General features: G+C 67.7%; 25 protein-coding genes and 1 tRNA gene. 13 read left to right on the top strand and 13 right to left on the bottom strand.

Annotated elements, in window-relative coordinates; genetic code table 11:
- Positions 1–233: 233 nt before the first annotated feature.
- Together ABZT49_RS09950 and ABZT49_RS09955 are read right to left on the bottom strand one after the other, a co-directional pair.
- Positions 234–863, bottom strand: coding sequence for a hypothetical protein (locus ABZT49_RS09950; RefSeq protein WP_355285790.1), 630 nt, complete (start codon positions 861–863; stop codon positions 234–236).
- Between the two features lie 863 nt (positions 864–1,726).
- The gene (locus tag ABZT49_RS09955; RefSeq protein WP_355285792.1) at positions 1,727–2,023 is read right to left on the bottom strand and encodes a hypothetical protein; all 297 of its coding nucleotides are present in this window, start codon (positions 2,021–2,023) and stop codon (positions 1,727–1,729) included.
- Between the two features lie 150 nt (positions 2,024–2,173).
- Here ABZT49_RS09955 and ABZT49_RS09960 point away from each other — a divergent pair, with 150 nt between their 5' ends.
- Complete coding sequence (locus ABZT49_RS09960; RefSeq protein ID WP_355285793.1) at positions 2,174–2,596, top strand: DUF2852 domain-containing protein; 423 nt, start codon at positions 2,174–2,176, stop codon at positions 2,594–2,596.
- 380 nt (positions 2,597–2,976) lie between these two features.
- Here the strand turns inward: ABZT49_RS09960 and ABZT49_RS09965 are convergent.
- A tRNA-Ser gene (locus tag ABZT49_RS09965) sits at positions 2,977–3,066 on the bottom strand.
- Positions 3,067–3,363: 297 nt separating this feature from the next.
- Between ABZT49_RS09965 and ABZT49_RS09970 the strand changes: the two genes are divergently transcribed.
- Complete coding sequence (locus tag ABZT49_RS09970) at positions 3,364–3,765, top strand: response regulator (RefSeq protein ID WP_407943478.1); 402 nt, start codon at positions 3,364–3,366, stop codon at positions 3,763–3,765.
- Here the strand turns inward: ABZT49_RS09970 and ABZT49_RS09975 are convergent.
- The 5 genes from ABZT49_RS09975 to ABZT49_RS09995 form a co-directional block, all read right to left on the bottom strand.
- Positions 3,743–3,982, bottom strand: coding sequence for a hypothetical protein (locus ABZT49_RS09975; protein WP_355285795.1), 240 nt, complete (start codon positions 3,980–3,982; stop codon positions 3,743–3,745). The genes ABZT49_RS09970 and ABZT49_RS09975 overlap by 23 nt on opposite strands.
- A gap of 143 nt (positions 3,983–4,125) precedes the next feature.
- Positions 4,126–4,332: a hypothetical protein gene (locus ABZT49_RS09980; RefSeq protein WP_355285797.1), complete on the bottom strand. Its 207-nt coding sequence runs from the start codon at positions 4,330–4,332 to the stop codon at positions 4,126–4,128.
- 97 nt (positions 4,333–4,429) lie between these two features.
- Positions 4,430–5,446, bottom strand: coding sequence for an ABC transporter substrate-binding protein (locus ABZT49_RS09985; RefSeq protein ID WP_355285799.1), 1,017 nt, complete (start codon positions 5,444–5,446; stop codon positions 4,430–4,432).
- A gap of 87 nt (positions 5,447–5,533) precedes the next feature.
- The gene (locus ABZT49_RS09990) at positions 5,534–6,421 is read right to left on the bottom strand and encodes an ABC transporter permease (protein ID WP_407943479.1); all 888 of its coding nucleotides are present in this window, start codon (positions 6,419–6,421) and stop codon (positions 5,534–5,536) included.
- Positions 6,422–6,447: 26 nt separating this feature from the next.
- A complete protein-coding gene (locus ABZT49_RS09995; protein WP_355285801.1) occupies positions 6,448–7,218 on the bottom strand; it encodes an ABC transporter ATP-binding protein in 771 nt (256 codons plus the stop codon).
- A 138-nt stretch (positions 7,219–7,356) separates the two neighbouring features.
- Between ABZT49_RS09995 and ABZT49_RS10000 the strand changes: the two genes are divergently transcribed.
- The 5 genes from ABZT49_RS10000 to ABZT49_RS10020 all read left to right on the top strand — a co-directional run bounded on the left by ABZT49_RS10000 (position 7,357) and on the right by ABZT49_RS10020 (position 11,229).
- Positions 7,357–8,031 (top strand): response regulator transcription factor, encoded by a 675-nt coding sequence (locus ABZT49_RS10000; protein WP_355285802.1) that lies wholly within the window; start codon positions 7,357–7,359, stop codon positions 8,029–8,031.
- A gap of 194 nt (positions 8,032–8,225) precedes the next feature.
- Positions 8,226–9,611: a sensor histidine kinase gene (locus ABZT49_RS10005; protein WP_355285804.1), complete on the top strand. Its 1,386-nt coding sequence runs from the start codon at positions 8,226–8,228 to the stop codon at positions 9,609–9,611.
- A complete protein-coding gene (locus ABZT49_RS10010) occupies positions 9,608–10,738 on the top strand; it encodes an ABC transporter substrate-binding protein (protein ID WP_355285805.1) in 1,131 nt (376 codons plus the stop codon). The genes ABZT49_RS10005 and ABZT49_RS10010 overlap by 4 nt, the downstream gene beginning before the upstream one ends.
- A 58-nt stretch (positions 10,739–10,796) precedes the next feature.
- Positions 10,797–10,979 (top strand): hypothetical protein, encoded by a 183-nt coding sequence (locus tag ABZT49_RS10015; RefSeq protein ID WP_355285807.1) that lies wholly within the window; start codon positions 10,797–10,799, stop codon positions 10,977–10,979.
- A 94-nt stretch (positions 10,980–11,073) separates the two neighbouring features.
- Complete coding sequence (locus ABZT49_RS10020; protein WP_177302953.1) at positions 11,074–11,229, top strand: hypothetical protein; 156 nt, start codon at positions 11,074–11,076, stop codon at positions 11,227–11,229.
- Positions 11,230–11,233: 4 nt separating this feature from the next.
- On the opposite strand, the gene ABZT49_RS10025 is transcribed toward ABZT49_RS10020, so the two are convergent.
- The 4 genes from ABZT49_RS10025 to purM form a co-directional block, all read right to left on the bottom strand.
- Positions 11,234–11,590 (bottom strand): VanZ family protein, encoded by a 357-nt coding sequence (locus ABZT49_RS10025; RefSeq protein WP_355285809.1) that lies wholly within the window; start codon positions 11,588–11,590, stop codon positions 11,234–11,236.
- A 93-nt stretch (positions 11,591–11,683) separates the two neighbouring features.
- Positions 11,684–11,947 carry a hypothetical protein gene (locus ABZT49_RS10030; protein ID WP_355285811.1) on the bottom strand — a complete coding sequence of 88 codons (264 nt, stop codon included), beginning with the start codon at positions 11,945–11,947 and terminating at the stop codon, positions 11,684–11,686.
- Positions 11,948–12,281: 334 nt separating this feature from the next.
- Positions 12,282–12,941 carry a phosphoribosylglycinamide formyltransferase gene (gene purN, locus ABZT49_RS10035; protein ID WP_355285813.1) on the bottom strand — a complete coding sequence of 220 codons (660 nt, stop codon included), beginning with the start codon at positions 12,939–12,941 and terminating at the stop codon, positions 12,282–12,284.
- Positions 12,938–14,014, bottom strand: coding sequence for a phosphoribosylformylglycinamidine cyclo-ligase (purM, locus tag ABZT49_RS10040; RefSeq protein ID WP_355285814.1), 1,077 nt, complete (start codon positions 14,012–14,014; stop codon positions 12,938–12,940). The genes purN and purM overlap by 4 nt, the downstream gene beginning before the upstream one ends.
- 89 nt (positions 14,015–14,103) lie before the next feature.
- On the opposite strand from purM, the gene ABZT49_RS10045 reads away from it, so the two are divergent.
- Positions 14,104–14,691, top strand: a complete 588-nt coding sequence (locus ABZT49_RS10045; protein ID WP_355285816.1) for a CDP-alcohol phosphatidyltransferase family protein — start codon at positions 14,104–14,106, stop codon at positions 14,689–14,691.
- Positions 14,692–14,854: 163 nt separating this feature from the next.
- Positions 14,855–15,586, top strand: coding sequence for a calcium-binding protein (locus ABZT49_RS10050; RefSeq protein WP_355285818.1), 732 nt, complete (start codon positions 14,855–14,857; stop codon positions 15,584–15,586).
- A 143-nt stretch (positions 15,587–15,729) separates the two neighbouring features.
- On the opposite strand, the gene ABZT49_RS10055 is transcribed toward ABZT49_RS10050, so the two are convergent.
- On the bottom strand, positions 15,730–16,479 hold the full coding sequence (locus ABZT49_RS10055) for a hypothetical protein (RefSeq protein WP_355285820.1): 750 nt from the start codon (positions 16,477–16,479) through the stop codon (positions 15,730–15,732).
- 312 nt (positions 16,480–16,791) lie between these two features.
- Between ABZT49_RS10055 and ABZT49_RS10060 the strand changes: the two genes are divergently transcribed.
- From ABZT49_RS10060 to ppx, 4 genes are all read left to right on the top strand, one after another.
- Positions 16,792–17,925 (top strand): AI-2E family transporter, encoded by a 1,134-nt coding sequence (locus tag ABZT49_RS10060; RefSeq protein ID WP_355285871.1) that lies wholly within the window; start codon positions 16,792–16,794, stop codon positions 17,923–17,925.
- A 22-nt stretch (positions 17,926–17,947) separates the two neighbouring features.
- On the top strand, positions 17,948–18,676 hold the full coding sequence (locus ABZT49_RS10065; RefSeq protein WP_355285822.1) for a hypothetical protein: 729 nt from the start codon (positions 17,948–17,950) through the stop codon (positions 18,674–18,676).
- Positions 18,677–18,927: 251 nt separating this feature from the next.
- Complete coding sequence (locus tag ABZT49_RS10070; RefSeq protein WP_407943480.1) at positions 18,928–21,177, top strand: RNA degradosome polyphosphate kinase; 2,250 nt, start codon at positions 18,928–18,930, stop codon at positions 21,175–21,177.
- 65 nt (positions 21,178–21,242) lie between these two features.
- Positions 21,243–22,778 (top strand): exopolyphosphatase, encoded by a 1,536-nt coding sequence (ppx, locus tag ABZT49_RS10075; protein ID WP_355285824.1) that lies wholly within the window; start codon positions 21,243–21,245, stop codon positions 22,776–22,778.
- Positions 22,779–23,060: the final 282 nt, after the last annotated feature.

Consider the following 23,060-nt stretch of genomic DNA (forward strand, 5'->3'; position numbering starts at 1 on the left):
CACCCCTCGTCTACGAACAGGAGCATCGCCCAAAACCCGCAACCGGGACCCTGGTCAGCCAAGCCCCATAACCGTCCACAGAAACGGGGCAATCCCATGGCAGCGGGTAGCCCTACCTGTGGACGGGAGGGGCGCTGTACGGGCTCGTGAGGCGATTGTAGGGGGCGTGACGGTACGTGCTCGTGGGCACTCACCGTTAAGACCATCTCTCATCCGAGTGAAGGCAACGTTTGCTACGCCTCGAATATGTTCCAGTGCCCGCCAAGTGCGTTCTTAACGCCTCTCTCGTCGCACCGGCTGACCATCAGTGCGCGTTCTTGATCTCCACCACGAGATAATTCCATGAAGCAAGGCTGCCCCATTCCACCATGGGATTTCACAGCCCAAGGTGGCAAGCCTGAAAGGTTGAGGTTCTTCGGCTTGGATGGCGATGTGAGTATGAAGTAGGGCTGGACATGCTGAACCGGCAAGGCGGACATTCTTCGGGCCTTGCTTTTCATTTGGTCGTTCGTCCAGGATGCAGACAGCTTGGCTTCAATCAGGATAATGGTTTGGTCGAAGGCAATTAGAAGGTCGATGTCTTCCTGATTTCCTGTTGCGATTTTAGGCTCATTGACGAGCGGCTTGGGTAGGGCGCTCAGGTTATATTCCGGGCCAAGCGTCAGGACAGCATGAAGCCAATCAAAGTGATAATCGAAAGCCCACCATGGGTTTGCCGGTAGTTCGATGCCGAGTTCGGTTCCCACCTTGCTAAGGAAGGCGGGGCTTAGCGATGCGAACGGCTTGCCCACGGCGTCGGAAAGAAGCCAGAACCGTTCCTTACGATTGAAGCGTTTCAAGGCTTGAACGAGTTGGGAATCCATCTGAACGCCTGACCAATGCCGTGTGACCAGCTTTCGACCGTGGGTGGTCTCAAGCCTCATTGTGAGCGTGACCATGGAGCCAGCGCAAGCCTAGCCGCAACTGCCACCCTCAAACCTCGACCGTGCGCCCTCGCACATCCCGAAGGCTCAACCCGAAGCTAGACCTTCAGCACGCCCACAGGCCCCTCCGGCCTGTCCCGGCTCGGCGGCAGCCTAGTGCCCGCGTTCCGCCCCCTCACGGGTGCCGGGCTGCCGCCTCTTTGAGGGTTCGGCCCCGCCCAGCGCTTAGTGAATGCCAGGGCCCGCCTCCGATGCGACGAGGCTCCCTATTGGTACGGTGATTGGGTCATGGCCGTCTCCGCATTCAACCACCAACTCCGCCTCCGTCCACGGCACGCTACTGTCAGTGAGACTGAGTAGCGCTCTGGCGAGCTGATATGCTTTGCCCAACGCAGCGTCTCTGTCCACAAGTTTGAGAGAGCCGACTTCGTCAAGGAGTTGACCAAATATGCTCAGCCTGAAGCGATAGAGCGGCATGGTCTGATGGCGCCTTAGAACCTGTTTGACAGTTCGTGTGCTCCGGTGATCCGCTTTGAGCAAGGCGGTTCCGAGTGGATAGCACTCTAGCTGTGTTTTTGAGACGTTTAGCATGTTCTATGGGACGCTCGGACAACCGGCAATCCGGGGGGGCTCAGGCTTCCTGTCGTGCCACGGCCTCTCCCGCGTCCGCTCCGCCCCTTGGCGCGATAGGAGGGCCACTCGCTCATCGTCTTCACATCAATAGTCAAAGCGCTGGGTATAACCCGTTTGAGGGTAATCAACTCCGGTCTCGCCGACTATGACCGAGTCTTGCGGTGGGACAGTCAGAAGCTATGGCAAGCGGCGGCAAAAACAGCTTGGGCTTTGAGCTTCAAGAAGTCTCCGAAGACGAATTCTTCATCGTCGTCAAGTTTCAGAATAAGAGGGTTGCTACTTTGTATCTCAGGGGTGACCGCCAGTCCGCGGAGGAGTTCCTTGAGGTAGCTAGGCGACGCATCTTGTTGACCGTTATGGACGGGGAGCAGGGCGATAGTCGCGAGGTAGTCGCTCAGGAACTCGCACGCCTGAGGGAGCACGCTCGGTTGCCCCGCAAGTAGACTGGCTCCACCCTGGCGAGCCATGAGCGGTTCCGCCTGCGGTTATTCCTCAACGGCGGTCATAGCCGGAAAGCTGAACCCAATCTGAACCGGGTGGTTCAGGCTGCATCGGGGGCACGATGGCATGTTCTGGGCTCCATCAACGGCGCCGATACGCGCGCAGGGAGCTTCCGCATGCCCATCATGCCTTTCATCCATGAGGCCCTCTACATCGGCGGCTTTGCCAGTCTTGTCCTCGTAGCACGGCAGGTGCTCGGGCGGTACGATCTCAGACTGTCCGGCCTACCCGGAGTCGAACGTCTACGCCGGCCTTTCGGGCGTGGTGCTGCGCTCCGCGGCCGGCCTTGGTTCACGTCGGTACGCACCAGCGGCAACACTGTCTTTGACGCGTGGCGCGATGGCGAGATCAGCCGTATCGAGGCGCAACGCCATGCCCTCGAAACCCGACGCCAGGAGTTCGAGACCTTCCTCGACAAGCTGAAGCGCGCCAAGGATCGAACCACCTTCGAGCGCTTCATGGCGGAGCATCCCGATGGACCGGGGGCGGTGACCGACATCGCCGGAACTGCCGAGCACCAAGATCGCCGGGCCGGTTAGCTTGCTCGCATCACAGCGGCGAGGCCGGGGCAGTCAGAGGCACCGGCTTTCCGGGCTGCTGCCATGAGAAGCACCGCTTCCTGCCTGGATAGGCATCCTTTCAGCCTGCGGCGCTGCCTGTCTCGGCCCGCTGAGTTTCAGCCCTGACGGCGGCTGTCAGAACGGCTGAGGTGAATGCGGCGGGGTGAAGGGGGAGGGCACTCGTCTCGGGCGTGATGCGCCTCAGGCAGAGTGCCCTTCAGCGATTGCGACCATCGAAACGGATGTGACAGCCTGCCGCATGCCGTGGGGGACACATGCGGAGGCACTTTGGGGGACAGCCCTAGAAGCGTGGCCGCTAAATCTCTGATCTAACGAGATAATTTAGGCCAGCAAAAAGCTGGCGGAGAGAGAGGGATTCGAACCCTCGATACGGTTGCCCGTATACACGCGTTCCAGGCGTGCGCCTTCAACCACTCGGCCACCTCTCCGGGCCAGATCGGCGGGGCGGCGGAGCGCCCGTGCCGGTCAGGTGCCGTCCTCTAGCGGGGCGCGGGCCGCGACGCAAGCGCGAGATGGGCGGGACGTCGTGGAAGCTCGAGAATTCCTCGCCGGACGGACACGGCGCCGCTGCAACCGGTGCAGGGTATCGGCCGTTTCGATCATCGGCCGGCGTGTGGGCGCCGGTCGGCCGGGATCGGCCGCCCGAACAACAGGAGACCGCCCGTCCCATCGTGCCGCCTCCGGGCGGGTGTTGCGGACGGGCGCGACCGGCGAGGACAGGCGACGTGGAAAACGACACCGTGAAGGCCAAGGACGAGACCCAGCACGAGCGGCCCGTGATCCTGGTGGTGGAGGACGAGGCGCTGACGATCATGGATCTCAGCGATGTGCTGGACGCGGCCGGCTACGAGGCGCTGCAATCGGCTTCCGCCGAGCGCGCCCTCGGCCTGCTGACCGGGAGGTCGGACATCGTCGCGCTGATCACGGATGTCGAGCTCTCCGGCAAGACGGACGGTTTCGACCTCGCCCGCAGCGCGGCGCAGATGCGGCCGGATCTGCCCATCGTCGTCGTGTCCGGGCGCAGCAAGCCCGATCCCGACCGGATGCCCGCCCATGCCCGCTTCGTCGCCCGGCCCTGCCGCGGCGACGACATCCTGGAGGTCCTCAGGACCTTGATGAAGGGGTAGGGATGGGGAGCTGGGGCCCCTGCGGCTCCGGCTCGGCCAGCCACACCTCGACCGGGGCGCAGGCCTGGCCGAAATCGAGGATCAGGTTGCGCAGCCGGCGCGCCGGGCTTCCGGGCCCGCCGGGCATCTCGACGAACTCGCCTACGGCCCGCAGGACACCCTCGATCCGGTGTCGACCCAGGGTCAAGCTGACGGGCGTCCCGCTGCAGGTGTCCACGCTGGATCCTCCTCTCACTGTCAACCGGATAACGCGGTGCGGCGAGGGGTGGTCCATCGGTGAGTCGATCAAGGTTACGGTCTGGTCACCAGCGTGCACGACCCGGAGATCTGCATCCCGGGGTTGCGCCGGCGCTGCCTGCCTCAGAAACCCTCCGCCTTGAGGGCGCGCAGGCGCCAGGCGCCCGTCTCGGCTGGGCTGCGGGCCGGGGCGAGGCGGCGCTCGATCGCCTCGAACTGGCGACCCTGCGCCGCCAGGAGGAGGCGCAGGGTCGCGATGCTGGCGTGCAGGTCCCGGGCGTCGCTGAGCGGGTCCGGGGAAAGCTGGGCTGTCAGAGGCTGAGTCGGCATGGCCGGCATCAGGGGCGGCCAGGGTTAACCAAAGGTAAAAAACTTCGCCGCGCAGGCGGCGCGGCGAGGTCGTCGGCTTAAGGTGATCTCAGGCCGCTCAGCTGCCGGCGCGCTCGCGCAGGGCCGGGATGAACAGGTCCTGCCAGGTCGCCGGCTTGGTCTTCATGATGCCGGCCCGATGCATGAAGGTGACGAACTCCATGATGCCGTGCGGCGTCGCCGAGAATTTGCTATCCGGATCCTCCAGGATCTGGGCGACGTCGGCCGGGCTCACCTTCACCTTCGAGGAGCGGGCGAAGATCTCGGCGGTCTCGGCCTTGTTGGTGACGATGAAGTCGCAGGCCTGGTCGAGGGCGGCGAGGAAGGCCAGGGTCGTCTTCGGGTTCGCCTCGGTGAAGCGCTTGAGCGCGAACACCACGTCGAGGGTGATGTTGCCGAAGATCTGCGAGGCCTTGAGGATCGTGCGCACCTTCGGGTCGGCGCGCTCGACGCCGGTGAAGGGCGGCGAGGCGAAATGGGCGACGATCTCGGTCTTGCCCGAGAGGAGGGCGGCGACCGCCTCCGGGTGGGGCAGGCCGACGGTGCTGGAATCGAGCTTGGTGTAGTTCTCCGGCCCGAACTGCTTGGCCACCGCCATCTGCAGCACCACTGCGGCGAGCGAGGTCTTGATGCCGGGGATCGCGATCTTGTCCTTCGGGGTGAAGTCCGCGAGCGACTTGATCTCGGGCTTGTTCACGTTGAGGTCGAGGGCGGTGGCCGACATCCCCGAGACGCCGATCACCTCGGTCTTCGGGCTGCCGCGGCCCTTCGACCACAGGGCGAGGAAGCCGGGGGCACCGGTGCCGGCGATGTCGAGGGAGCCGGCGATCATCGCGTCGTTGATGACGTTGCCGCCGTCGAGCGTCAGCCACGTCACCTTGACGTCGCCGAGGCCCGCCTTGGCGGCCTGGGCCTCCAGGAACTTCTTCTCCTGCATCACGAAGAGCGGCAGGTAGAGAACGCCGTAGCCCTTCGAGATGCGGATCTCCGACACCTCGGCCCGGGCCGGGATCAGGCTCATGGAGAGCGCCAGGGCGGCGCCGGCGGCGAGGCCGAGGAGCTTGCGTGCGAACATGGGGGTTTCTCCCGTTTCGTCGTTCTTGCGGATCGTCTGTGCCCCCCGGACCGCCGCCGGTCCAGGGGGCCGGCGCAGGTCCGCGGTTCAGTGCTGCATGCCCCAGCGGCGGATCGTCTTCTTCTCGATGTTGGCGAAGATCACGTTCTCGACGAAGAGGCCGATCATGATGACGGTGAACAGGCCGGCGAAGACGTTGGTGGTCTCGAGGGCGTTGCGGTTCTCGAAGATGTACCAGCCAAGGCCGCCCGAGCCCGAGGAGACGCCGAAGACGAGCTCCGCGGCGATCAGCGTGCGCCAAGCGAAGGCCCAGCCGACCTTGAGGCCGGTGAGGATCGAGGGGAAGGCCGCCGGGATCAGGATCGCCCGCACCAGGCTCAGGTTGCGCAGGCCGTAATTGAGGCCGACCATCCGCAGCGTGTTCGAGACCGAGCGGAAGCCCGCATGGGTGTTGAGCGCGATCGCCCACAGGACCGAGTGGACGAGGACGAAGACCACGCTGCCCTGGCCGAGGCCGAACCAGATCAGCGCCAGCGGCAGGAGCGCGATCGCCGGCAGGGGGTTGAACATCGCGGTCAGCGTCTCGAGCAGGTCGGTGCCGATCCGCGAGCCGATGGCGAGCGTGGTCAGCAGCGCGGCGAGCACGATGCCGATGCCGTAGCCGATGGCGAGCGTCTGGAGCGAGACCAGCGCCTTGGTCGGGATCTCTCCGCTCAGGATCGCGCCGGCGAAGGCCTCGACCGTGGCGGAGAAGGTCGGGAACAGCAGCGGGTTGTCGAGCCAGCGGCCGTAAGTCTCCCAGACCACCGCGAGGACGGCGAGAACCAGGGCCTTGCGCAGCCAGCTCTGGCGATAGGCGAGCTCGGCGAAGGACAGGCGCTGCTCGACGCTGATCGCACCGGCGGCGGAGGTCTCGCGGACGATCTCGGGCCGTTGGGCCAGAGGGTGGCTGAGGGGGGCGAGGGTGGCGGTCACGGCGTGTCTCCCGGAGATTCTGGCTGTCAGGCGAACAGCATGTCGTTGATGCGGGTTTCGAGGGCGCCCTGCGCGGCGGTGCCCAGCTCCGAGGCCGGCAGGCTGTTGAGCTCGGCCTTGACCTGACCCGGATGGGGCGAGAGCAGCAGGATGCGGGTGCCGACCTTGATCGCCTCCTCGATCGAGTGGGTGACGAACAGGACGGTGAACCGGGTGTCCTCCCACAGGCGCAGCAGCTCGTCCTGCATCTTGCGGCGGGTCAGCGCGTCGAGGGCGGCGAAGGGCTCGTCCATCAGCAGGATGTCGGGCTCCATCGCCATGCCGCGGGCGATCGCCACGCGCTGCTTCATGCCGCCGGACAGCATGTGCGGGAAGGAATCGGCGAACTTCGCCAGGCCGACCTTCTCGATATAGGCCATCGCCCGGTCCTCGGCCTCCGCGCCGGCGGCGCGACCGGACGCGGTGAGCGCGAAGGCGACGTTCTGCTTGACCGTCTTCCAGGGCAGGAGCTGGTCGAATTCCTGAAAAACCATCATCCGGTCGGGGCCGGGCTCGGTGACCTTGCGGCCCTTGAGCTTGATCTCGCCCTCGACGGGGGTCATGTAGCCGCCGATCGCCTTGAGCAGGGTGGACTTGCCGCAGCCTGACGGCCCGAGCAGGATGTAGCGGTCGCCCGGCATCACCTCGAAATCGACCCGGTAGGTCGCGGTGACCAGGTGATCGGTGGTCTTGTACTGGAGCGTGACGCCCTCGACCTGGAGCAGCGGCTCGGGGATGATGGTTGGGCGTGCGTTCATGATGAGCCTCCCCTTACGTCCGTCGTCGTGCCGTTCGGCCGTGCGTTCGATCTGGCCGGGCGTTGGAGCGTGGGATAGGCTTCGAACCTGTTGCCAATCTGACAGATAATTCCGGTCTGGATCGGGAGAGGAATTTTCGTGCGCATCCTGCTCGTCGAGGACACGCGGGACGTCGGCGAGGCCATCGCGGTCCGCCTGCGCGGGCTCGGCCACGCGGTCGACTGGGAGATCGACGGCGCGGCGGCGGACGCCGTGCTGGAGGTTCAGGCCTACGACCTCGTGATCCTCGACGTGAACCTGCCGGGCCTCGACGGTTTCGCGATCCTCAAGCGCCTCAGGGCGCGCCGCGGCCCGGTGCCGGTCCTGGTGCTCACCGCCCGTTCGGAGGTCGACGACCGGGTCGGCGCGCTCGATCTCGGCGCCGACGACTACCTGGTGAAGCCGTTCGACTTCCGCGAGCTGGAGGCGCGGGTGCGGGCGCTGCTCCGCCGCAACAGCGGCCACGCCGACAACGCCTTGAGCCTCGGCAACCTGCGCCTCGACCGGGAGGCGCGCAGCGCCAGCGTGGCGGGCGAGCCCTTGGACCTGACGCGGCGGGAATGGACCCTGATCGAGATCCTGGCGGCGCGGCCGGGCCGGATCTTCGCCAAGGGCGAATTGCTGGAGCGGGTCTTCGCCTTCGAGGAGGAATCGAGCGAGAACGCCGTCGAGCAGATCGTGGCGCGCCTGCGCCGCAAGCTCACCGCCGCCGGGGCCCGGGCCGAGATCCGCACCTTGCGGGGCCTGGGCTATCAGGTGGTGTGCCCGGAATGATCTCCAAGACGATGGGATCGCCGATGCCTTATCCATCCCATCCGCGACCTCATCCTGAGGTGCTGCGTAGCAGCCTCGAAGGAGGCCTCCAGGGATCACTGAGATGTCTGGAGCCCTCCTTCGAGGCTCACTGCGTTCGCACCTCAGGATGAGGTCGTGGGTGGGATGAAACGTCGAATGTCGGATTGCCTGACGTGATCCTGCGCACCTCCTCGCTGTTCTCGCGCCTCGTCGCGGTGCTGGCCCTGGTGCTCGCCGTCGGCGCGGCCCTGCTGCTCGTCGCCGCCTGGGCCTCGGCGCGGCTCGCGGCGGATGAGGCCTATGACCGGCTCCTCGTCGGCGCGGCGCTCCAGATCGCCGAGACCATCGCCAGCGACGGGCGGGCGATCTCGGTCGATCCGCCCTTCTCGGCCTTCGAGACGCTGGCGCTCAGCCCCCGCGACCGGATCTTCTACAAGGTGGTCGATCCGGGCGACCGGCTGCTCACCGGGGATGCCGACCTGAGAATCCCGGTCGACCGCGCCCGCCTTGCCGCCGGCCCGCTCCTCCTCGACGGGGAGCATCGCGGCCTCGCGGTGCGGGCGGTGGTGACGGGCCGCTACGTGCCGGACGCGACGCAGGCCGGGTTCGCCGCCGTGGTGGTGGCCCAGACCCGCGAGGCGCGCAGCAGCCTCACCCGGGCGCTCACGATCAAGGCAAGCCTGATGGTGCTGGCGATGAGCGCGCTGGCCCTCGGCGCCGTCGCGGTGGCGGTGCGGGCCGCCTTGCGCCCGCTCGGCGCCATCGAGGGCGTGCTGGCGGCGCGCGGTCCCAACGATCTCCAGCCCCTCGGCCTCGCGGCTCCGCAGGAGATCCACCTGCTCGTCGCCTCGATCGACCACTTCATGGGCCGGCTCTCGGGCCACGTCGCGGTGATGAAGCGCTTCATCGCCGATGCCGCGCACCAGATCCGCACGCCGCTGACGGCGCTGACCGCCCAGCTCGACCTCCTGTCGCGCGAGACCGACGAGGGGCGCCGTCGCGACCAGCTCGCCCGCATCCGCGCGCGGATGGCCGAGCTCGGCCACCTGACGAACCAGCTCCTCAACCACGCCATGGTGATCCACCGCGCCCGCACGGCGGCCTTCGATCCGGTCGACGTGGCGGGGCTCGCCCGCCGCACCCTGATCGACGCCGTGCAGACGGCCGGCGACCGGGCCGTCGATATCGGCTACGAGGGGCCGGACGAGGCCGTGACCATCCCGGGCGACGCCATCGCGCTGCGCGAGGCGCTGGCGAACCTGATCCACAACGCCCTCAAGCACGGCGCGCCGGGCCGGCTCACCGTCCGGGTCGGGCGCGAGCGCGGCCGGGTGGTGCTGGCGGTGGAGGATGACGGGCCGGGCATCCCGGCGAGCGACTGGGCGCGGGTGCGCGAGCCGTTCCAGGCCGCCACCGGCGGCACGGTCGGGTCCGGCCTCGGCCTGTCGATCGCCGCCGAGGTGGCGGCGGCCCATGGCGGCGAGATGCGTTTCGAGTCCCACTCGGAGAGGGGGTTCTGCGTGATCCTGTCCCTGCCGGACGGGGAGGAGCGGCCGTGATCCGTTGCCTCGCCCTGCTCGTCTGCTTTGTTCTCGCGGGCCAGGCGGTTGCCGAGGAGGCGACCCGCTTCCCCGCCAGCGAGCACGAGCGCACCACGCTCACGATCCGCTCCGCCGCCGACCTCGACGCGATGGCGCCGCTAATCCGCGACTACCAGCTGCTCTACCCGGACGTGACGGTGGTCTACCACGAATACATCACCGCCGACCTGTTCGGCGAGATCGCGGCGTCCTGCGCCGCGGGCCGCGCCGACCGTGAGCGGGCGGCGGACGTGGTGATCTCCTCCTCGGTCGATCACCTGATCAAGCTCGCCAATGACGGCTGCGCCCGGTCCCACCGCTCGATCGAGACCGGCCGGCAGCCCGACTGGGCCGCCTGGCGCAACGAGGTGTTCGGCTTCACCACCGAGCCGGCGGTGATCGCCTACCGGCCCGACCTCGTGCCGCGCGAGGACCTGCCGCAGAGCCGGGTCGAGCTCGTTGACCTCCTGCGGCGCAAGCCCGAGGCCTATGCCGGGAAGATCGGCTCCTACGACATCACGCTGTCGGGCATCGGCTACCTGTTCGCCGCCTATGACGGCCGCGCCGCCGCCGCCACCTACGGGCGCCTCGTCGAGGCGTTCGGGCGAGCGAACCTCCAGGTCCGCTGCTGCACGGGCGACCTGATCGCCGATCTCGAGGCCGGGCGCATCGCCATCGGCTACAACCTGCTCGGCTCCTACGTCTACCGGGCGATGAGGCGCGGCGCCCGCCTCGGCCTGATCGTGCCGCGGGACTACACCCTGGTCCTCGCCCGCGCCGCCCTGGTGCCGGTCACCGCCCGGGCGGTCGGGGACGCCTTCGCCTTCGTCGATTACCTCCTGTCCGAGCGCGGCCAGCGGGTGTCGCGCGAGGAGGCCTTCTTCTTCGACCGCACCGGCCCGCTGCCGCTCGGGATCGACGGCCCGCCGAGCCTGTCCGCCGCCGGCGCCTTCCGGCCGATCACCGTCGGGCCGGTGCTGCTCGCGGTGCAGGACCGAGCCCGGCGCGCCCGCTTCCTCGCCGAGTGGCGGCAATCGATCGGCGCGGAGGTGCCGAAGGGCGAGGGGAGCGCCGGGACCGGGGGCCGGCGGGCGGAGGAGCCGTGACTGCCGCGGCAACCCGGCCGGCCTTGCGGCCGCTGACCCGGCGGAGGTGCTGATTGCGATGAAGGGATCCCCGTACAGTCTGTGGCTCTCCGCCGCCAACCGGGCCGCCGGCTTCTGGATGGGCCACGCGGCGAACGCCGTGCGGCGCCAGCAGCGCGCGGCGCTGACCGAACTCGGCAAGGCCGCGGCCCCCAAGCCGAAGACGAAGCGCCGCCGCCGAACCCGGCGCCGCGCCGCCTGAAGCGGGGCCCTTCGCGGCCGTCCCGAATCGGATTAATGTCTCCCCTCTTGAGTCGGCTCGCACAAGAACGGGCCGGCCATCGGAGGAGGCAGCCATGCAGGAGACGGTACGCATCACGGTGCGGCCCGACGGCCGCTACACGCTCTATCGCGGCGAGACGCCGTTGATCTTCGGCCTGACCCGCGAGATGGCGTTCACCCTGGCCGAGAGCTGCGGCGTCGTCATCGAGCGCGCCTACAGCATCAATTAGCGGGTTACGCCTCGCCGCGGGTGCCGAGGCGGGGAAAGAGCAGGCCGGCGGCGAGCGACGCCGCCGCGCCGACGCCGCAGCCGACCACCTTGACCATCAGGTCGGCGACGCGGCCGTGCCGGGTCGGCTCGAGCAGCTGGAACGCCTCGAGCCCGCCCGCCGCCACCACCGTCAGCACCAGCACCTGCCAGCGGTGGCGCGGATAGCCCAGCGCCAGCAGGAAGGCGAGCACGGCGAAGGCGCCGAACCGCTCGATCGAGACCGGCATGCCGCTGATCGGCCGGTATCCGATCGGCGCGATGGTCGACACCGTGATGGCGGCCAGGATCAGCCAGCCGAGATAGCGCGACGCTCTGGACATGCGTGGGTGATCCGTGCGGGCCTCGCGGCCCGGTTCCGTCGAACGATTCCGGTGCCAGATCGCACCGCGCTCCGCAATCCTGATCCGGAAGGTTTAAGGTTCCGTCCGAGGGGAGTGCGGCACCGTGACATCCGCCGCCTCGGCGGCGGGCCCGGCCGGCGGCGCCGGCGCGGCGGGCTCGCCATCTGGCGCCGGATCCTCGCGGCGCTCGACCGCGGCGAGGATCAGGGCGGCTTGCGCGCCGCACACCGTCGCGGTGAGGATCCCGAACACGATCGCCCAGCCGGTTCCGTATTGCAGCGTCCAGGCCAGGGCCGTCAGTCCGCCGCTGATCGTCGCCGAGACGATGAAGAACATCCGGCGCCTCCCGGTCACGCTGCGCCGGTCGACTCTATCTCAAGTTGTATGTTTGTGAAGGACAATCCGGAAGTGACGGGTCGCCGGGTGTTCCTCTGCGGTTGACGTCGTGCCGCCGGGGGCTGCCGACCGCATCGGCTGCCCGTCGCGGCAATCGGTGCCGCGACATGACCGGTCGAGGATCACCCAGGGCCAGCAGAGCCCCGACCGATCGTCGGCGCGTCGACCCGGCAGAACCGGGCGACCCGTTCGACGATGCGCCCGGAGGGGGATGAGACTCTGGGGATGCCGGGCCGCCTGTTCTCCGCCGGACTTGGCGGCCCCGGCCCCGCGGTCAGCCGAGGGCCGGCGCCACCAGGGCACCCTCGGCGGCGGCGCTGCCCGGCGCGAACACCACCCGGCCCCCGTCGAGACGGGCCCGCCCGCTCGCCACCAGGGCGAGGGCCGCCGGGTAGAGCCGGTGCTCCTGCACCAGCACCCGGGCGCTCAAGGAATCCTCGTCGTCCTCCGGCAGCACCGGCACGGCGGCCTGGGCGACGATCGGGCCGGCATCGAGCTCGGGCACCACGAAATGCACCGTGCAGCCATGGACGCGCACCCCGGCGGCGAGCGCCTGGGCGTGGGTGTGGGTGCCGCGGAACAGCGGCAGCAGGGAGGGGTGGATGTTGAGCATCCGCCCGGCCCAGGCCTCGACGAACCACGGCGTCAGCACCCGCATGAAGCCGGCGAGCACCAGGAACTCGACGCCGTGGCGGCGCAAAGCCGCGTCCAGCGCCCGCTCGAAGGCGGCCCGGTCGGGATAGGCGCGGTGGTCGACCGCCTCGGTGGCGATCCCGGCTTCCGCCGCCCGGGCGAGGCCGAGCGCGCTCGGACGGTTCGAGGCGACGAGGACGATCTCGGCCGGGTAGTCCGGCCGCTGCGCGGCCTCGAGCAGCGTCGCCATGTTGGAGCCGCGGCCCGAGATCAGGACCGCGACCTTGGCGCGGGCGCTCATAGGCCGAGCCGGCCCGAATAGGTGACGGGCGCCTCGCCCCGCGCGGTGATCTGCCCGAGGCGGACCGGCGCCTCGCCGGCGGCCTGGAGCGCCTTGCTCACCGCCTCGGCCCGGGCGGGATCGACCACCACCACCATGCCGATGCCGCAATTGAAGGTGCGCAGCATCTCGGCCTCGGCGACGTTGCCCTGGCGGGCGAGCCAGCCGAAGACCGGCGGGACCTTCACGGCCGACAGGTCGAGGGCGATGCCGACGCCGTCGGGCAGCACGCGGGGCAGGTTGTCGGGAAAGCCGCCGCCGGTGATGTGGGCGAGCGCCTTGATGGCGCCGTGGCCGGTGTCTTTCAGCGCCGCCAGCAGCGGCTTGACGTAGATGCGGGTCGGCGTGAGCAGCGCCTCGCCGAGGCTGACGCCCTCCACGAACGGCGCGGGCGCATCGTAGCCGAGGCCGGAGGCCGCCACGATCCGGCGCACCAGCGAGAACCCGTTCGAGTGCACGCCCGAGGAGGGGAGGCCGAGCACCACGTCGCCGGGCGCGATGCCGGCGACCGGCAGGAGCGCGCCGCGCTCGGCCGCGCCGACCGCGAAGCCCGCGAGGTCGTAATCGGAGCCGTCGTAGAGGCCCGGCATCTCGGCGGTCTCGCCGCCGATCAGCGCGCAGCCGGCCTGGCGGCAGCCCTCGGCGATGCCCTTGACGATGTCGGCGCCGACCCCCGGCACCAATTTGCCGGTGGCGTAGTAGTCGAGGAAGAACAGGGGCTCGGCGCCCTGCACGATGATGTCGTTGACGCACATCGCCACGAGGTCGATGCCGATCGTGGCGTGGCGCCCGGTCTCGATCGCGATCTTGACCTTGGTGCCGACGCCGTCATTGGCCGCGACCAGGATCGCGTCCTTGAAGCCCGCCGCCTTCAGGTCGAACAGGCCGCCGAAGCCGCCGATCTCCGCATCGGCCCCCGGCCGGCGCGTCGCCCGCACCAGGGGCTTGATCGCCTCGACCATGGCGTTGCCGGCATCGATGTCGACGCCCGCCTCCGCGTAGGTCATCCCGTTCTGGCGCTCGCCCGTCGTCATCCCTCGACCCTTCGCCTCGATCCTGCACCCGTTGCGACCGCTCTTAGCCGCTCTTGTGCGGGATCGCGAGTCGGGGCAGCCCGGAAGCCATGACTCCGCCGAAGACCTTGCCGAAGATCCTGCCGCCATCCGTGCCGAGATCCCTGCCGAACCTGATCACCGCCGCGCGCCTCGCCCTGGTGCCCGTCATTGTCTGGGCGATCGCCCGCGAGGCTTGGGGGCCCGCCTTCCTGGTCTTCGCGCTGGCCGGGCTCTCCGACGGGATCGACGGGTTCCTCGCCCGCCGCTACGCCCTGACGAGCCGGCTCGGCGCGATCCTCGATCCGCTCGCCGACAAGGCCCTGATGCTCGCCGTGCTGGTGAGCCTGACGCTGGCCGGCCTCGTGCCGGCCTGGTTCCCGGCCGTGCTGATCGCCCGCGACGGCCTGATGGTGATCGGCGCCGGCCTCGCCCGCCTCGCCGGCCGCCCGCTGGAGACCCCGCCGCTCCTCGTCGGCAAGCTCAACACCGCCTGCCAGATCGCCTTCCTGGCCTGGCTCCTCGGCAGCCGGACGCTCGGGATCGACGCCGCGGCGGCGGAGGCCTGGGCGATGCCGGCGCTGGCCGGGCTGTCGGTCGCCTCGGCGGTGGCGCAAGGCGTCGCGGGGCGGCGAGAGGAAGGGGCGACCGGTTCCTGAGCCGAGCGTTCGTGAGCTGATTCGTTTCTGGATTGTTTTTGGAAAGATGTTTTTCTATAGATCGAAAAATTATTTATTTACTCAGAGTAAAATTGCAGAAATTTCGTATAATGATCTGCGCACGATTCTCGGCGCGGTGAGGATATAACAATGTATATCAAGGGTGACTATAAAAAATAATGTCCTTTATGGGACCAATTATGACGACACGATCAACGGAGTATTGGGTGATGACGTTCTTTATGGCTATGCTGGAAACGACACTTTTCTTGTAGAAGGCGGGCAGGGACCAGATCACTACGATGGTGGGACAGGATACGATCAAATTCTTATCACTAATGCTCCATATTATTATAATTATATTTGGCTCGGGATATCTTCTATGGAAAGCGTCGAATTGATTGACAATAAAAGTTCGCTTGCGGCTTATATCGTCGCAGATAATTACTTGAGTCTGAATTCAACCGAACTCAGAGGAATAAACGAGATAAGAGGTATGGCTGGGGCGCAATATATAAAAGGAAGTAGACAAAAAGATATAATTAAAGGACTGGACGGAGATGATTTTCTTGAGGGACATATCGGAAACGATACACTTTATGGTGATAACGGTGCAGATGAGATAGTCGGCGGTCTTGGAGACGACGCGCTCTACGGTGGTGCGGGTGCTGACAGGTTTGTCTTTGACACAAATCATGGCGCCGACATCATCTATGATTTTGAGGACGGTATCGATAAGATCCAATTTCCCGAGGGACTTGATTACAGTTTCGCCGCATCTGGCAACGGCACTCTCGTCACAGCCGGGACGACCAGCATATTTTTATCCGGGATCTCTTCGGTATTGGTCAGCGCCGACGACTTCGAGGTGACGCCATATAACATATACGGATAATCATCGATGTCGGCTGTCGCGGAGTTCTTCGTGACAGCCGCCCTAAGTCATGTGCCAATCCGCTGGCCGCGGTCAGTGGGCCGCATGAAGCGCCTCTCCAAGTGTTAACTCGTAATGATGCATTTATAATCTGCGGCGTTAAATTATTGCTCTACATCCGAATCTCCATAATAAACTTCGAGCAATACCGTTTCGCTGTCGTAGAATCGTAGCATGTTTTGGTCGTCCATGCTCATGAACAGTTGTCCCGTTTCCTTGTCCCGTGCCTCAAACTTGCCAATACGGAGTTGACCGTCAGCCCCTTCAGAGATGATGCTGCCGGTAATACTTGCGACTTCCGCGACGCCGGCGGTCAAAGTCTCGATTTTTCTCCGCAGCGATCCAAGAAATCCCAGATACGGAATGTTATTTTGCTCAATGACATCGCCGCCGCTTGTTTTGCCGGTCGTATACGAAAAATCTGATTTAAAATAATCTTCCATCATAGAAAATATTTTTTCGGCCTCCCGAATTTGTTCTGGCCAATGGTGGAAGCCGGGCGTCCTCGCAGCCTCCTCGGCTTGCGTCCTGGCCAGTGTCATCATCTTGGCTCTCTCGGCTGGGTCCTCAATGTCCTCCAGGCGTTCGTAATACCGCACACCCGGGCTGCTGCCGTGATTCGGTAATGCCCATCTTTCGGCCGCGCTCAGGGCTGCATCGCCGATCTTGGCGGCAGCCGCCTTGCTCGCGGCGGTGGTCTCGACAGAGATCCTGTTCACGATCTTGAGGATCTCCGCGGCGGCCTCGTCCGTGTCCTCCGGCCCGATGCCGCCCACGCGGCCGTGAAAGACCGGCCCGGTCGTTTGCAGGAGCGTGGTAATATACGACGCCGGTGTATTGCCGATGCTGGTCATGGCACATCCTGAACATGGCGCCAGCCCTGCAGGATGCATGGTCCGCCATCGATTTTGAGTGTATATCCTATTTATCCGATTTGTTTCCCTTCGGCAATGGCAAGACGATAAAGAAAATGGACGTCGTCCAGACGCCGATATTTTATTTTTGATCGTCAGGATATTGTTTGTTAACTCGTTTCCACAGGGAGCCCTGCGCCGGAATCACGGGGTGCCCGCAGACCGGGCTTGACCCTGCGGCGCCGTCCTTCCATCTCGGACCGGCCGGGCGCGACGGATTCGCGTGATGGGACGAGGCCAGCGCGCATGCCGATCCAACGCCGGGCCGCCATCACCCTGGCCGTCCTCGCCCTCCTGGTGTTCCTGCTCTACCAGCTGCGCGACGTGCTGCTGCCCTTCGTGGCCGGCGCGGCGCTCGCCTACGCCCTCGATCCCGTTGCCGACCGGCTGGAGCGGCTCGGGGTCGGGCGGCTCGCCGCGACGCTGATCATCCTGGCGGTGTTCCTGCTCGGGCTGATCCTCGCCCTGATCCTGGTCGTGCCGCTCGCGGCGAACCAGGTCGCGGCGCTCGTCGCCTCGCTGCCGGCGATGATCGCCAAGCTCCAGGGGATCATCGCCGAGCGGGCGGGTCCGCTGATCGAGCGGGCCGGCGGCCACGGCGCGCTCCAGGAGCTGCAATCCTCCGTCGGCAACCTGATGGGCCAGGCGGTGGCCTGGATCCTCGGCTTCCTGCGCTCGCTGTGGTCGGGCAGCCAGGCGGTCGTCGGCATCGTCTCGCTGCTGGTCGTGACGCCGGTCGTCGCGTTCTATCTGCTCGTCGACTGGGACCGGATGATCGCGACCCTCGACCGCTGGGTGCCGCCGCGCCACCGCCCGACCGCCCGGATGCTCGCCACAGAGATCGACGGGGCGATCACCGCCTTCATCCGCGGGCAGAGCCTGGTCTGCCTGATCCTCGGCACGTTCTATGCCGTCGGCCTGTGGCTGGTCGGGCTCAATTTCGGCGTGCTGATCGGCCTGATGGCCGGCTTTCTCACCTTCATCCCGTATGTCGGCTCGCTCACCGGCTTCCTGCTCTCCACCGGCGTCGCCCTGGTGCAGTTCTGGCCCGACTGGGTCTCGGTGCTGCTGACGGTCGGGGTATTCCTGGTCGGGCAGTTCCTCGAGGGCAACGTGCTCCAGCCGAAGCTCGTCGGCGACGCGGTGCGGCTGCACCCGGTCTGGCTGATGTTCGCGCTCCTCGCCTTCGGCTCGCTGTTCGGTTTCCTCGGCCTGCTGCTGGCGGTGCCGGTGGCGGCGGCGCTCGGCGTCATCGCCCGCTTCGGGGTCAAGCGCTACCTCGCGAGCCGCCTCTATCACGACGGCACGCCGATCCTCGCCCCTGATGCAGGGGCCGCCGCGGTCACGGTGGCGAAACCCGCCCCGCCCGCCATATCGAAGCCCTGACCGCGCGAGACCCCGACCCCGCATGCCCGACCACCCGCGCCAGCTCGCCCTCGATCTGCCCGTCGCCCCTCGCTTCGGCTCCGAGGACTTCCTGGTCAGCCCCTCGAACGAGGCGGCCTATGCCCGCATCGAGGCCTGGCCCGACTGGCCGGACCGCGTCCTCGTGCTCACTGGCCCGCCGGGCAGCGGCAAGAGCCACCTCGCGGCGATCTTCGCCGAGCGCGCCGGTGCGCTCACGGTGCCGGTCGCCGCCGTGACGGCGGAGGCGGTGCCGGATCTCAGCCGCGCCGACGCCCTGGTGATCGAGGATGCCGACCGGCCTGAGGGCCGCGACGAGGCCGCCCTGTTCCACCTCCTCAACCTTGCCCGCGAGCGGTCCTCGAGCGTGGTGGTGACCGGGTCGGGGCCGGTCGAGGCCTGGGGGATCGCCATCCCCGACCTGCGCTCGCGCCTGCGCCTCGCGCCCGGCGTCAGTCTCGCGCCCCCGGACGAGGCCCTGCTCAAGGTCGTGCTGGTCAAGCTCTTCCTCGACCGCCAGCTCGTCGTCGACACCAGCGTGGTCGACGCGCTGGCGCTCCGCCTCGACCGCTCGCTGGCCCGCGCCCGCGACGTGGTGGCGGTCCTCGACCGGGAGGGGTTGAGCCGGCGCCGACGCATCACCCGGCCGCTGGCCCTCGCCACCCTGGTGGCGCTGGAAGGGCAGGGGGACGGCGACGGCGAGGGGACGCTCGACGAAGGCGACGAGGAATGAGCCCGGGGAACCGCGCGGGAAACCGTGCCGGCGCGAACGGACAACTCCCGCGCCGTTCACGCAAATGTCAAACTGACCTGTCACCGGGGAGGGCTGAGAGCCGCGCCCCGGCATCGATCCAAGGAGGAGCCATCGTGTCGGACACCACTGCCGGAGCCAGTGCTATCCCGGTCCTCGACGAGACCGAGGCGACACCGGAGAAGGTGGAGGGCGCTCGGCGCGACGAGGCGGAGATCCTCGCCGACGCCAAGATCGAGGCCAAGGTCAACGACAAGGCCGATCCCGAGGCCCGCCGCCCCGCCGTCGCGGCCGAGACCGCGAAGGACGCCGCCCGGAAGGCCAAGGCCGAGGCCGTCGCCGCCGGCCGGGCGCTCCGCCACGAGCCGGGCCGCTACGTCAACCGCGAATTGTCCTGGCTGCAATTTAATCGCCGGGTGCTGGAAGAGGCCTCGAATGCGGGCCACCCGCTGCTCGAGCAGCTGCGCTTCCTGTCGATCTCGGCCAACAACCTCGACGAGTTCTTCATGGTGCGGGTCGCCGGCCTGCACGACCAGGTCCGCGCCGGGCTGACCGCGCCGTCGGCCGACGGCCTGTCGCCAGCCGAGCAGCTCGCCCGCATCGATGCCGAGGTCACCGGGCTCGCCCGCGACCAGCAGCGGCGCTGGAGCGAGCTGCGCGAGGACCTGCACGCCACCGGCATCGACCTCGTCGAGGCGCTGGACCTGTCCGCCGAGGAAGCGGCCTGGCTCGAGGATTACTTCCTCCAGCACATCTTCCCGGTGCTGACGCCGCTCGCCATCGACCCGGCGCATCCTTTTCCGTTCATCCCGAATCTCGGCTCGACCATCGCCTTGACCCTGGTGCGCCCGCGCGACGCCAGGGTGCTGCGGGCGCTGATCCGCCTGCCCTCGATCATCGACCGCTTCGTGCGCCTGCCCGATCCCGGCGGCAGCGGCACCGCCCGCTTCATCGCCATCGAGCAGGTGATCGTCCTGTTCACCAGCCGCCTGTTCCCGGGGTACCTGGTGAAGGGGCAGGGCGGTTTCCGGGTCGTGCGCGATTCCGACCTCGAGATCGAGGAGGAGGCAGAGGACCTGGTGCGCCACTTCGAGACGGCGCTGAAGCAGCGCCGCCGCGGCGTGGTGATCCGCCTCGAAGTCGTCGCCACCATGCCGGAGGATCTGCGCACCTTCGTCGCCGACGAGCTGGAGATCTCGTCCGACGCCGTCTTCGTCGTCGAGGGGATGCTGGCGCTCAACGAACTCTCGCAGATCGTCGGGATCGACCGGCCGGACCTCAAGTTCAAGTCCTACAACCCGCGCTTCCCCGAGCGTATCCGCGAGAGCGGCGGCGACTGCTTCGCGGCGATCCGCCAGAAGGACTTCATCGTCCACCACCCCTACGAGTCGTTCGACTCGGTGGTGCAGTTCCTGTCCCAGGCCGCCCGCGACCCGAACGTGGTGGCGATCAAGCAGACGCTCTACCGCACCTCGTCGAACTCGCCGATCGTCGCGGCCCTGGCGGAAGCCGCGGAAGCCGGCAAGTCGGTGACGGCGTTGGTCGAACTGAAGGCGCGCTTCGACGAGGAAGCCAATATCCGCTGGGCCCGCAACCTCGAGAAGGCCGGCGCGCAGGTGGTGTTCGGCTTCATCGAGCTGAAGACCCACGCCAAGCTCTCGATGGTGGTGCGACGCGAGGGCGACCGCCTCGTGAGCTACTGCCACGTCGGCACCGGCAACTACCACCCGATCACCGCCCGGATCTACACCGACCTGTCGTTCTTCACCGCCGACCCGGTGATCGGGCGTGACGTCTCGCGGATCTTCAACTTCATCACCGGCTACGCCGAGCCGGCGGAGCTGGAGCGGATGGCGGTCTCGCCGCTGACCATGAAGGCGCGCCTCCTGGAGCACATCGCCGAGGAGATCGCCCACGCCAAGGCCGGGCGGCCGGCCGCGATCTGGATCAAGTGCAACTCCCTCGTCGACACCCAGGTCATCGACGCGCTCTACGACGCGAGCGAGGCCGGCGTCTCGATCGATTGCGTGGTGCGCGGCATCTGCTGCCTGCGCCCCGGGGTGCCGGGCCTGTCGGAGAACATCCGGGTCAAGTCGATCGTCGGGCGCTTCCTGGAGCACGGCCGGGTCTACGCCTTCGGCAACGGCGTCGGGCTGCCCCACCCCAAGGCGCGGGTCTACATCGCGTCGGCGGACCTGATGAGCCGCAACCTCGACCGCAGGGTGGAGGCGATGCTGCCGATCCTCAACCCGACGGTGCACCAGCAGGTGCTCGACCAGATCATGATGGCGAATCTCCTCGACAACCAGCAGAGCTGGCGTGTACTGGCGTCGGGCGCGAGCGAGCGGATCGAGCCCGCCGAGGGCGAGGAACCCTTTAACGCGCACAAGTATTTCATGACCAACCCGAGCCTGTCGGGCCGCGGGAAGGCATCGAAGAAATCGAGTCCGCGCGCGCTCAGCCGGCGCGCCCAGCGCGCCTGACCTAAGGGCCCGGGCGGGTTCCAGGGTCCTCCGGATCGGGCGGCGCTTCCGTCATGAGGACCTGGATGGGCCTGGATCGTACCGCCCTCGATGAAGCCGCGCTCGCTCGGATCGAGCCCGGCACCCCTGTTGCCATCATCGACATCGGCTCGAACTCCGTCCGGCTGGTCGCCTATTCGGGCATCAGCCGGGCGCCGACGCCGCTCTACAACGAGAAGGTCCTGTGCGGCCTCGGCCGCAACGTGCTGACCACCGGCCGCCTCAACGAGGAGGCGGTGCGCCGCGCCCTCCAGGCGCTAGCCCGGTTCCGGGTCCTGTGCGAGACCATGCATGTCGGCCAGGTCTTCGTGCTGGCCACCGCCGCCGCCCGCGACGCCGAGAACGGCCCGGCCTTCTTGGAGGCGGCCGAGGCCGCCTGCGGCCACCCGATCGAGCTTCTGTCGGGCCGGCGCGAGGCGGAGCTCTCGGCCTACGGCATCATCTCGGGCTTCCACGCGCCGGACGGCGTGGTCGGCGATCTCGGCGGCGGCAGCCTGGAGCTCGTCGACCTGCGCGGCTCGGCGGTCGGCAGCGGCGTGACCATGCCCCTCGGCGGCCTCGCCCTCCAGGACCTCAGCGGCGGCTCGCTGAAGAAAGCCCGCAAGATCGCCGCCGATGCGCTGAAGAAGGCGGGTCCGCAGCTCGACACGCTGAGGGGTCGCACCTTCTACGCCGTCGGCGGCACCTGGCGGGCGCTCGCCCGCCTGCATCAGGCGGCGCGGGACTACCGCCTGCACGTGATGCACGGCTATACGATCGAGCCGAACGACGAGGTGTCCTTCCTCCAGGTCGTCGAGCAGTCCGACGCCGCGACGCTCGCCGCCGTCGAGAGCGTGTCCGAGGCGCGCCGGCCGCTGCTGGCCTACGGCGCGGTGGTGCTCGAGGAGGTGATCCGCTCCGGGCGCCCGCGCGAGATCGCGATCTCGGCCACCGGCGTGCGCGAGGGCCTGCTCTACGAGAAGCTCGACGTCGCCGCCCGCGCCCGCGACCCGCTGCTGATGGCGGCCGCCGAGCTCAACCGCCTGCGCTGCCGCAGCCCCGGACACGGTCCCGAATTGCAGGCCTGGACCGACGCCTTCATGGCGAGCCTGTCGACGCCGGAGACCGCCGACGAGCGGCGCCTGCGCCACGCCGCCTGCCTGCTCGCCGACGTCAACTGGCGCACCCACCCGGATTACCGCGGCGAGCAGAGCCTCAACGTCATCGCCCACGCCTCCTTCACCGGCATCGACCATCCGGGCCGCGCCTACCTCGCCGTGGCGGTGTTCTTCCGCCACGAGGGCGTCGCGCCCGACAAGGCGAGCCCGCTCCTGCGCCAGCTCGCCGGCCCGCGCCTGTTCGAGCAGGCGCGCCTGCTCGGCGCGCTCCTGCGCGTCGCCTTCCCGGTCTCGGTGGCGATGGAGGGCATCCTGCCGCGCACGCCGCTCGCGATGCGCGACGGCGCCATCGTCCTGACCCTGCCGCCATCCTTGCGCGACCTCGCCAGCGACCGCCTGTCGAACCGCCTGCGCGGGCTCGGGCGCCTGCTCGGGGTCGAGGCGCGGATCGAGATCGCGGAGTGAAACAGTTTCCGCTTGATCTGTTCGAATTTGGAAAGTCGCGGGATCCCCTCTCCCGTGTGGGAGAGGGGTAGGGGTGAGGGTGATACGTTTCAGGATTGAGCGCTGATCGTCGAGCTGCCAGCACGACGCTCTCCGCTTCACACGGAAGCGTGTCACCCTCACCCCCGGCCCCTCTCCCACACGGGAGAGGGGAGACGCGCCTAATCTTTATCTGATCGGATTAAACGGAAATTGTATGAGTCCGCCGGCCGCTGGGTTAGGCCCGGCGGCGGTCGCGGAATG

Origin of the sequence: Methylobacterium sp. EM32 (assembly GCF_040593685.1) — a bacterium.
Lineage (GTDB): Bacteria > Pseudomonadota > Alphaproteobacteria > Rhizobiales > Beijerinckiaceae > Methylobacterium.

What these genes read in the sequence shown, in the direction of transcription:
- ppx (WP_355285824.1), top strand. Translation starts at nt 21,243, where the DNA reads ATGGGCCTGGATCGTACCGCCCTCGATGAAGCCGCGCTCGCTCGGATC.
- ABZT49_RS09985 (WP_355285799.1), bottom strand. Translation starts at nt 5,446, where the DNA reads ATGTTCGCACGCAAGCTCCTCGGCCTCGCCGCCGGCGCCGCCCTGGCG.
- ABZT49_RS10015 (WP_355285807.1), top strand. Translation starts at nt 10,797, where the DNA reads ATGAAGGGATCCCCGTACAGTCTGTGGCTCTCCGCCGCCAACCGGGCC.
- ABZT49_RS10020 (WP_177302953.1), top strand. Translation starts at nt 11,074, where the DNA reads ATGCAGGAGACGGTACGCATCACGGTGCGGCCCGACGGCCGCTACACG.
- ABZT49_RS09980 (WP_355285797.1), bottom strand. Translation starts at nt 4,332, where the DNA reads ATGCCGACTCAGCCTCTGACAGCCCAGCTTTCCCCGGACCCGCTCAGC.
- ABZT49_RS10065 (WP_355285822.1), top strand. Translation starts at nt 17,948, where the DNA reads ATGCCCGACCACCCGCGCCAGCTCGCCCTCGATCTGCCCGTCGCCCCT.
- ABZT49_RS10025 (WP_355285809.1), bottom strand. Translation starts at nt 11,590, where the DNA reads ATGTCCAGAGCGTCGCGCTATCTCGGCTGGCTGATCCTGGCCGCCATC.
- ABZT49_RS10055 (WP_355285820.1), bottom strand. Translation starts at nt 16,479, where the DNA reads ATGACCAGCATCGGCAATACACCGGCGTCGTATATTACCACGCTCCTG.
- ABZT49_RS09995 (WP_355285801.1), bottom strand. Translation starts at nt 7,218, where the DNA reads ATGAACGCACGCCCAACCATCATCCCCGAGCCGCTGCTCCAGGTCGAG.
- ABZT49_RS10045 (WP_355285816.1), top strand. Translation starts at nt 14,104, where the DNA reads ATGACTCCGCCGAAGACCTTGCCGAAGATCCTGCCGCCATCCGTGCCG.
- purM (WP_355285814.1), bottom strand. Translation starts at nt 14,014, where the DNA reads ATGACGACGGGCGAGCGCCAGAACGGGATGACCTACGCGGAGGCGGGC.
- ABZT49_RS09950 (WP_355285790.1), bottom strand. Translation starts at nt 863, where the DNA reads ATGGATTCCCAACTCGTTCAAGCCTTGAAACGCTTCAATCGTAAGGAA.
- purN (WP_355285813.1), bottom strand. Translation starts at nt 12,941, where the DNA reads ATGAGCGCCCGCGCCAAGGTCGCGGTCCTGATCTCGGGCCGCGGCTCC.
- ABZT49_RS10030 (WP_355285811.1), bottom strand. Translation starts at nt 11,947, where the DNA reads ATGTTCTTCATCGTCTCGGCGACGATCAGCGGCGGACTGACGGCCCTG.
- ABZT49_RS09960 (WP_355285793.1), top strand. Translation starts at nt 2,174, where the DNA reads ATGCCCATCATGCCTTTCATCCATGAGGCCCTCTACATCGGCGGCTTT.
- ABZT49_RS09955 (WP_355285792.1), bottom strand. Translation starts at nt 2,023, where the DNA reads ATGGCTCGCCAGGGTGGAGCCAGTCTACTTGCGGGGCAACCGAGCGTG.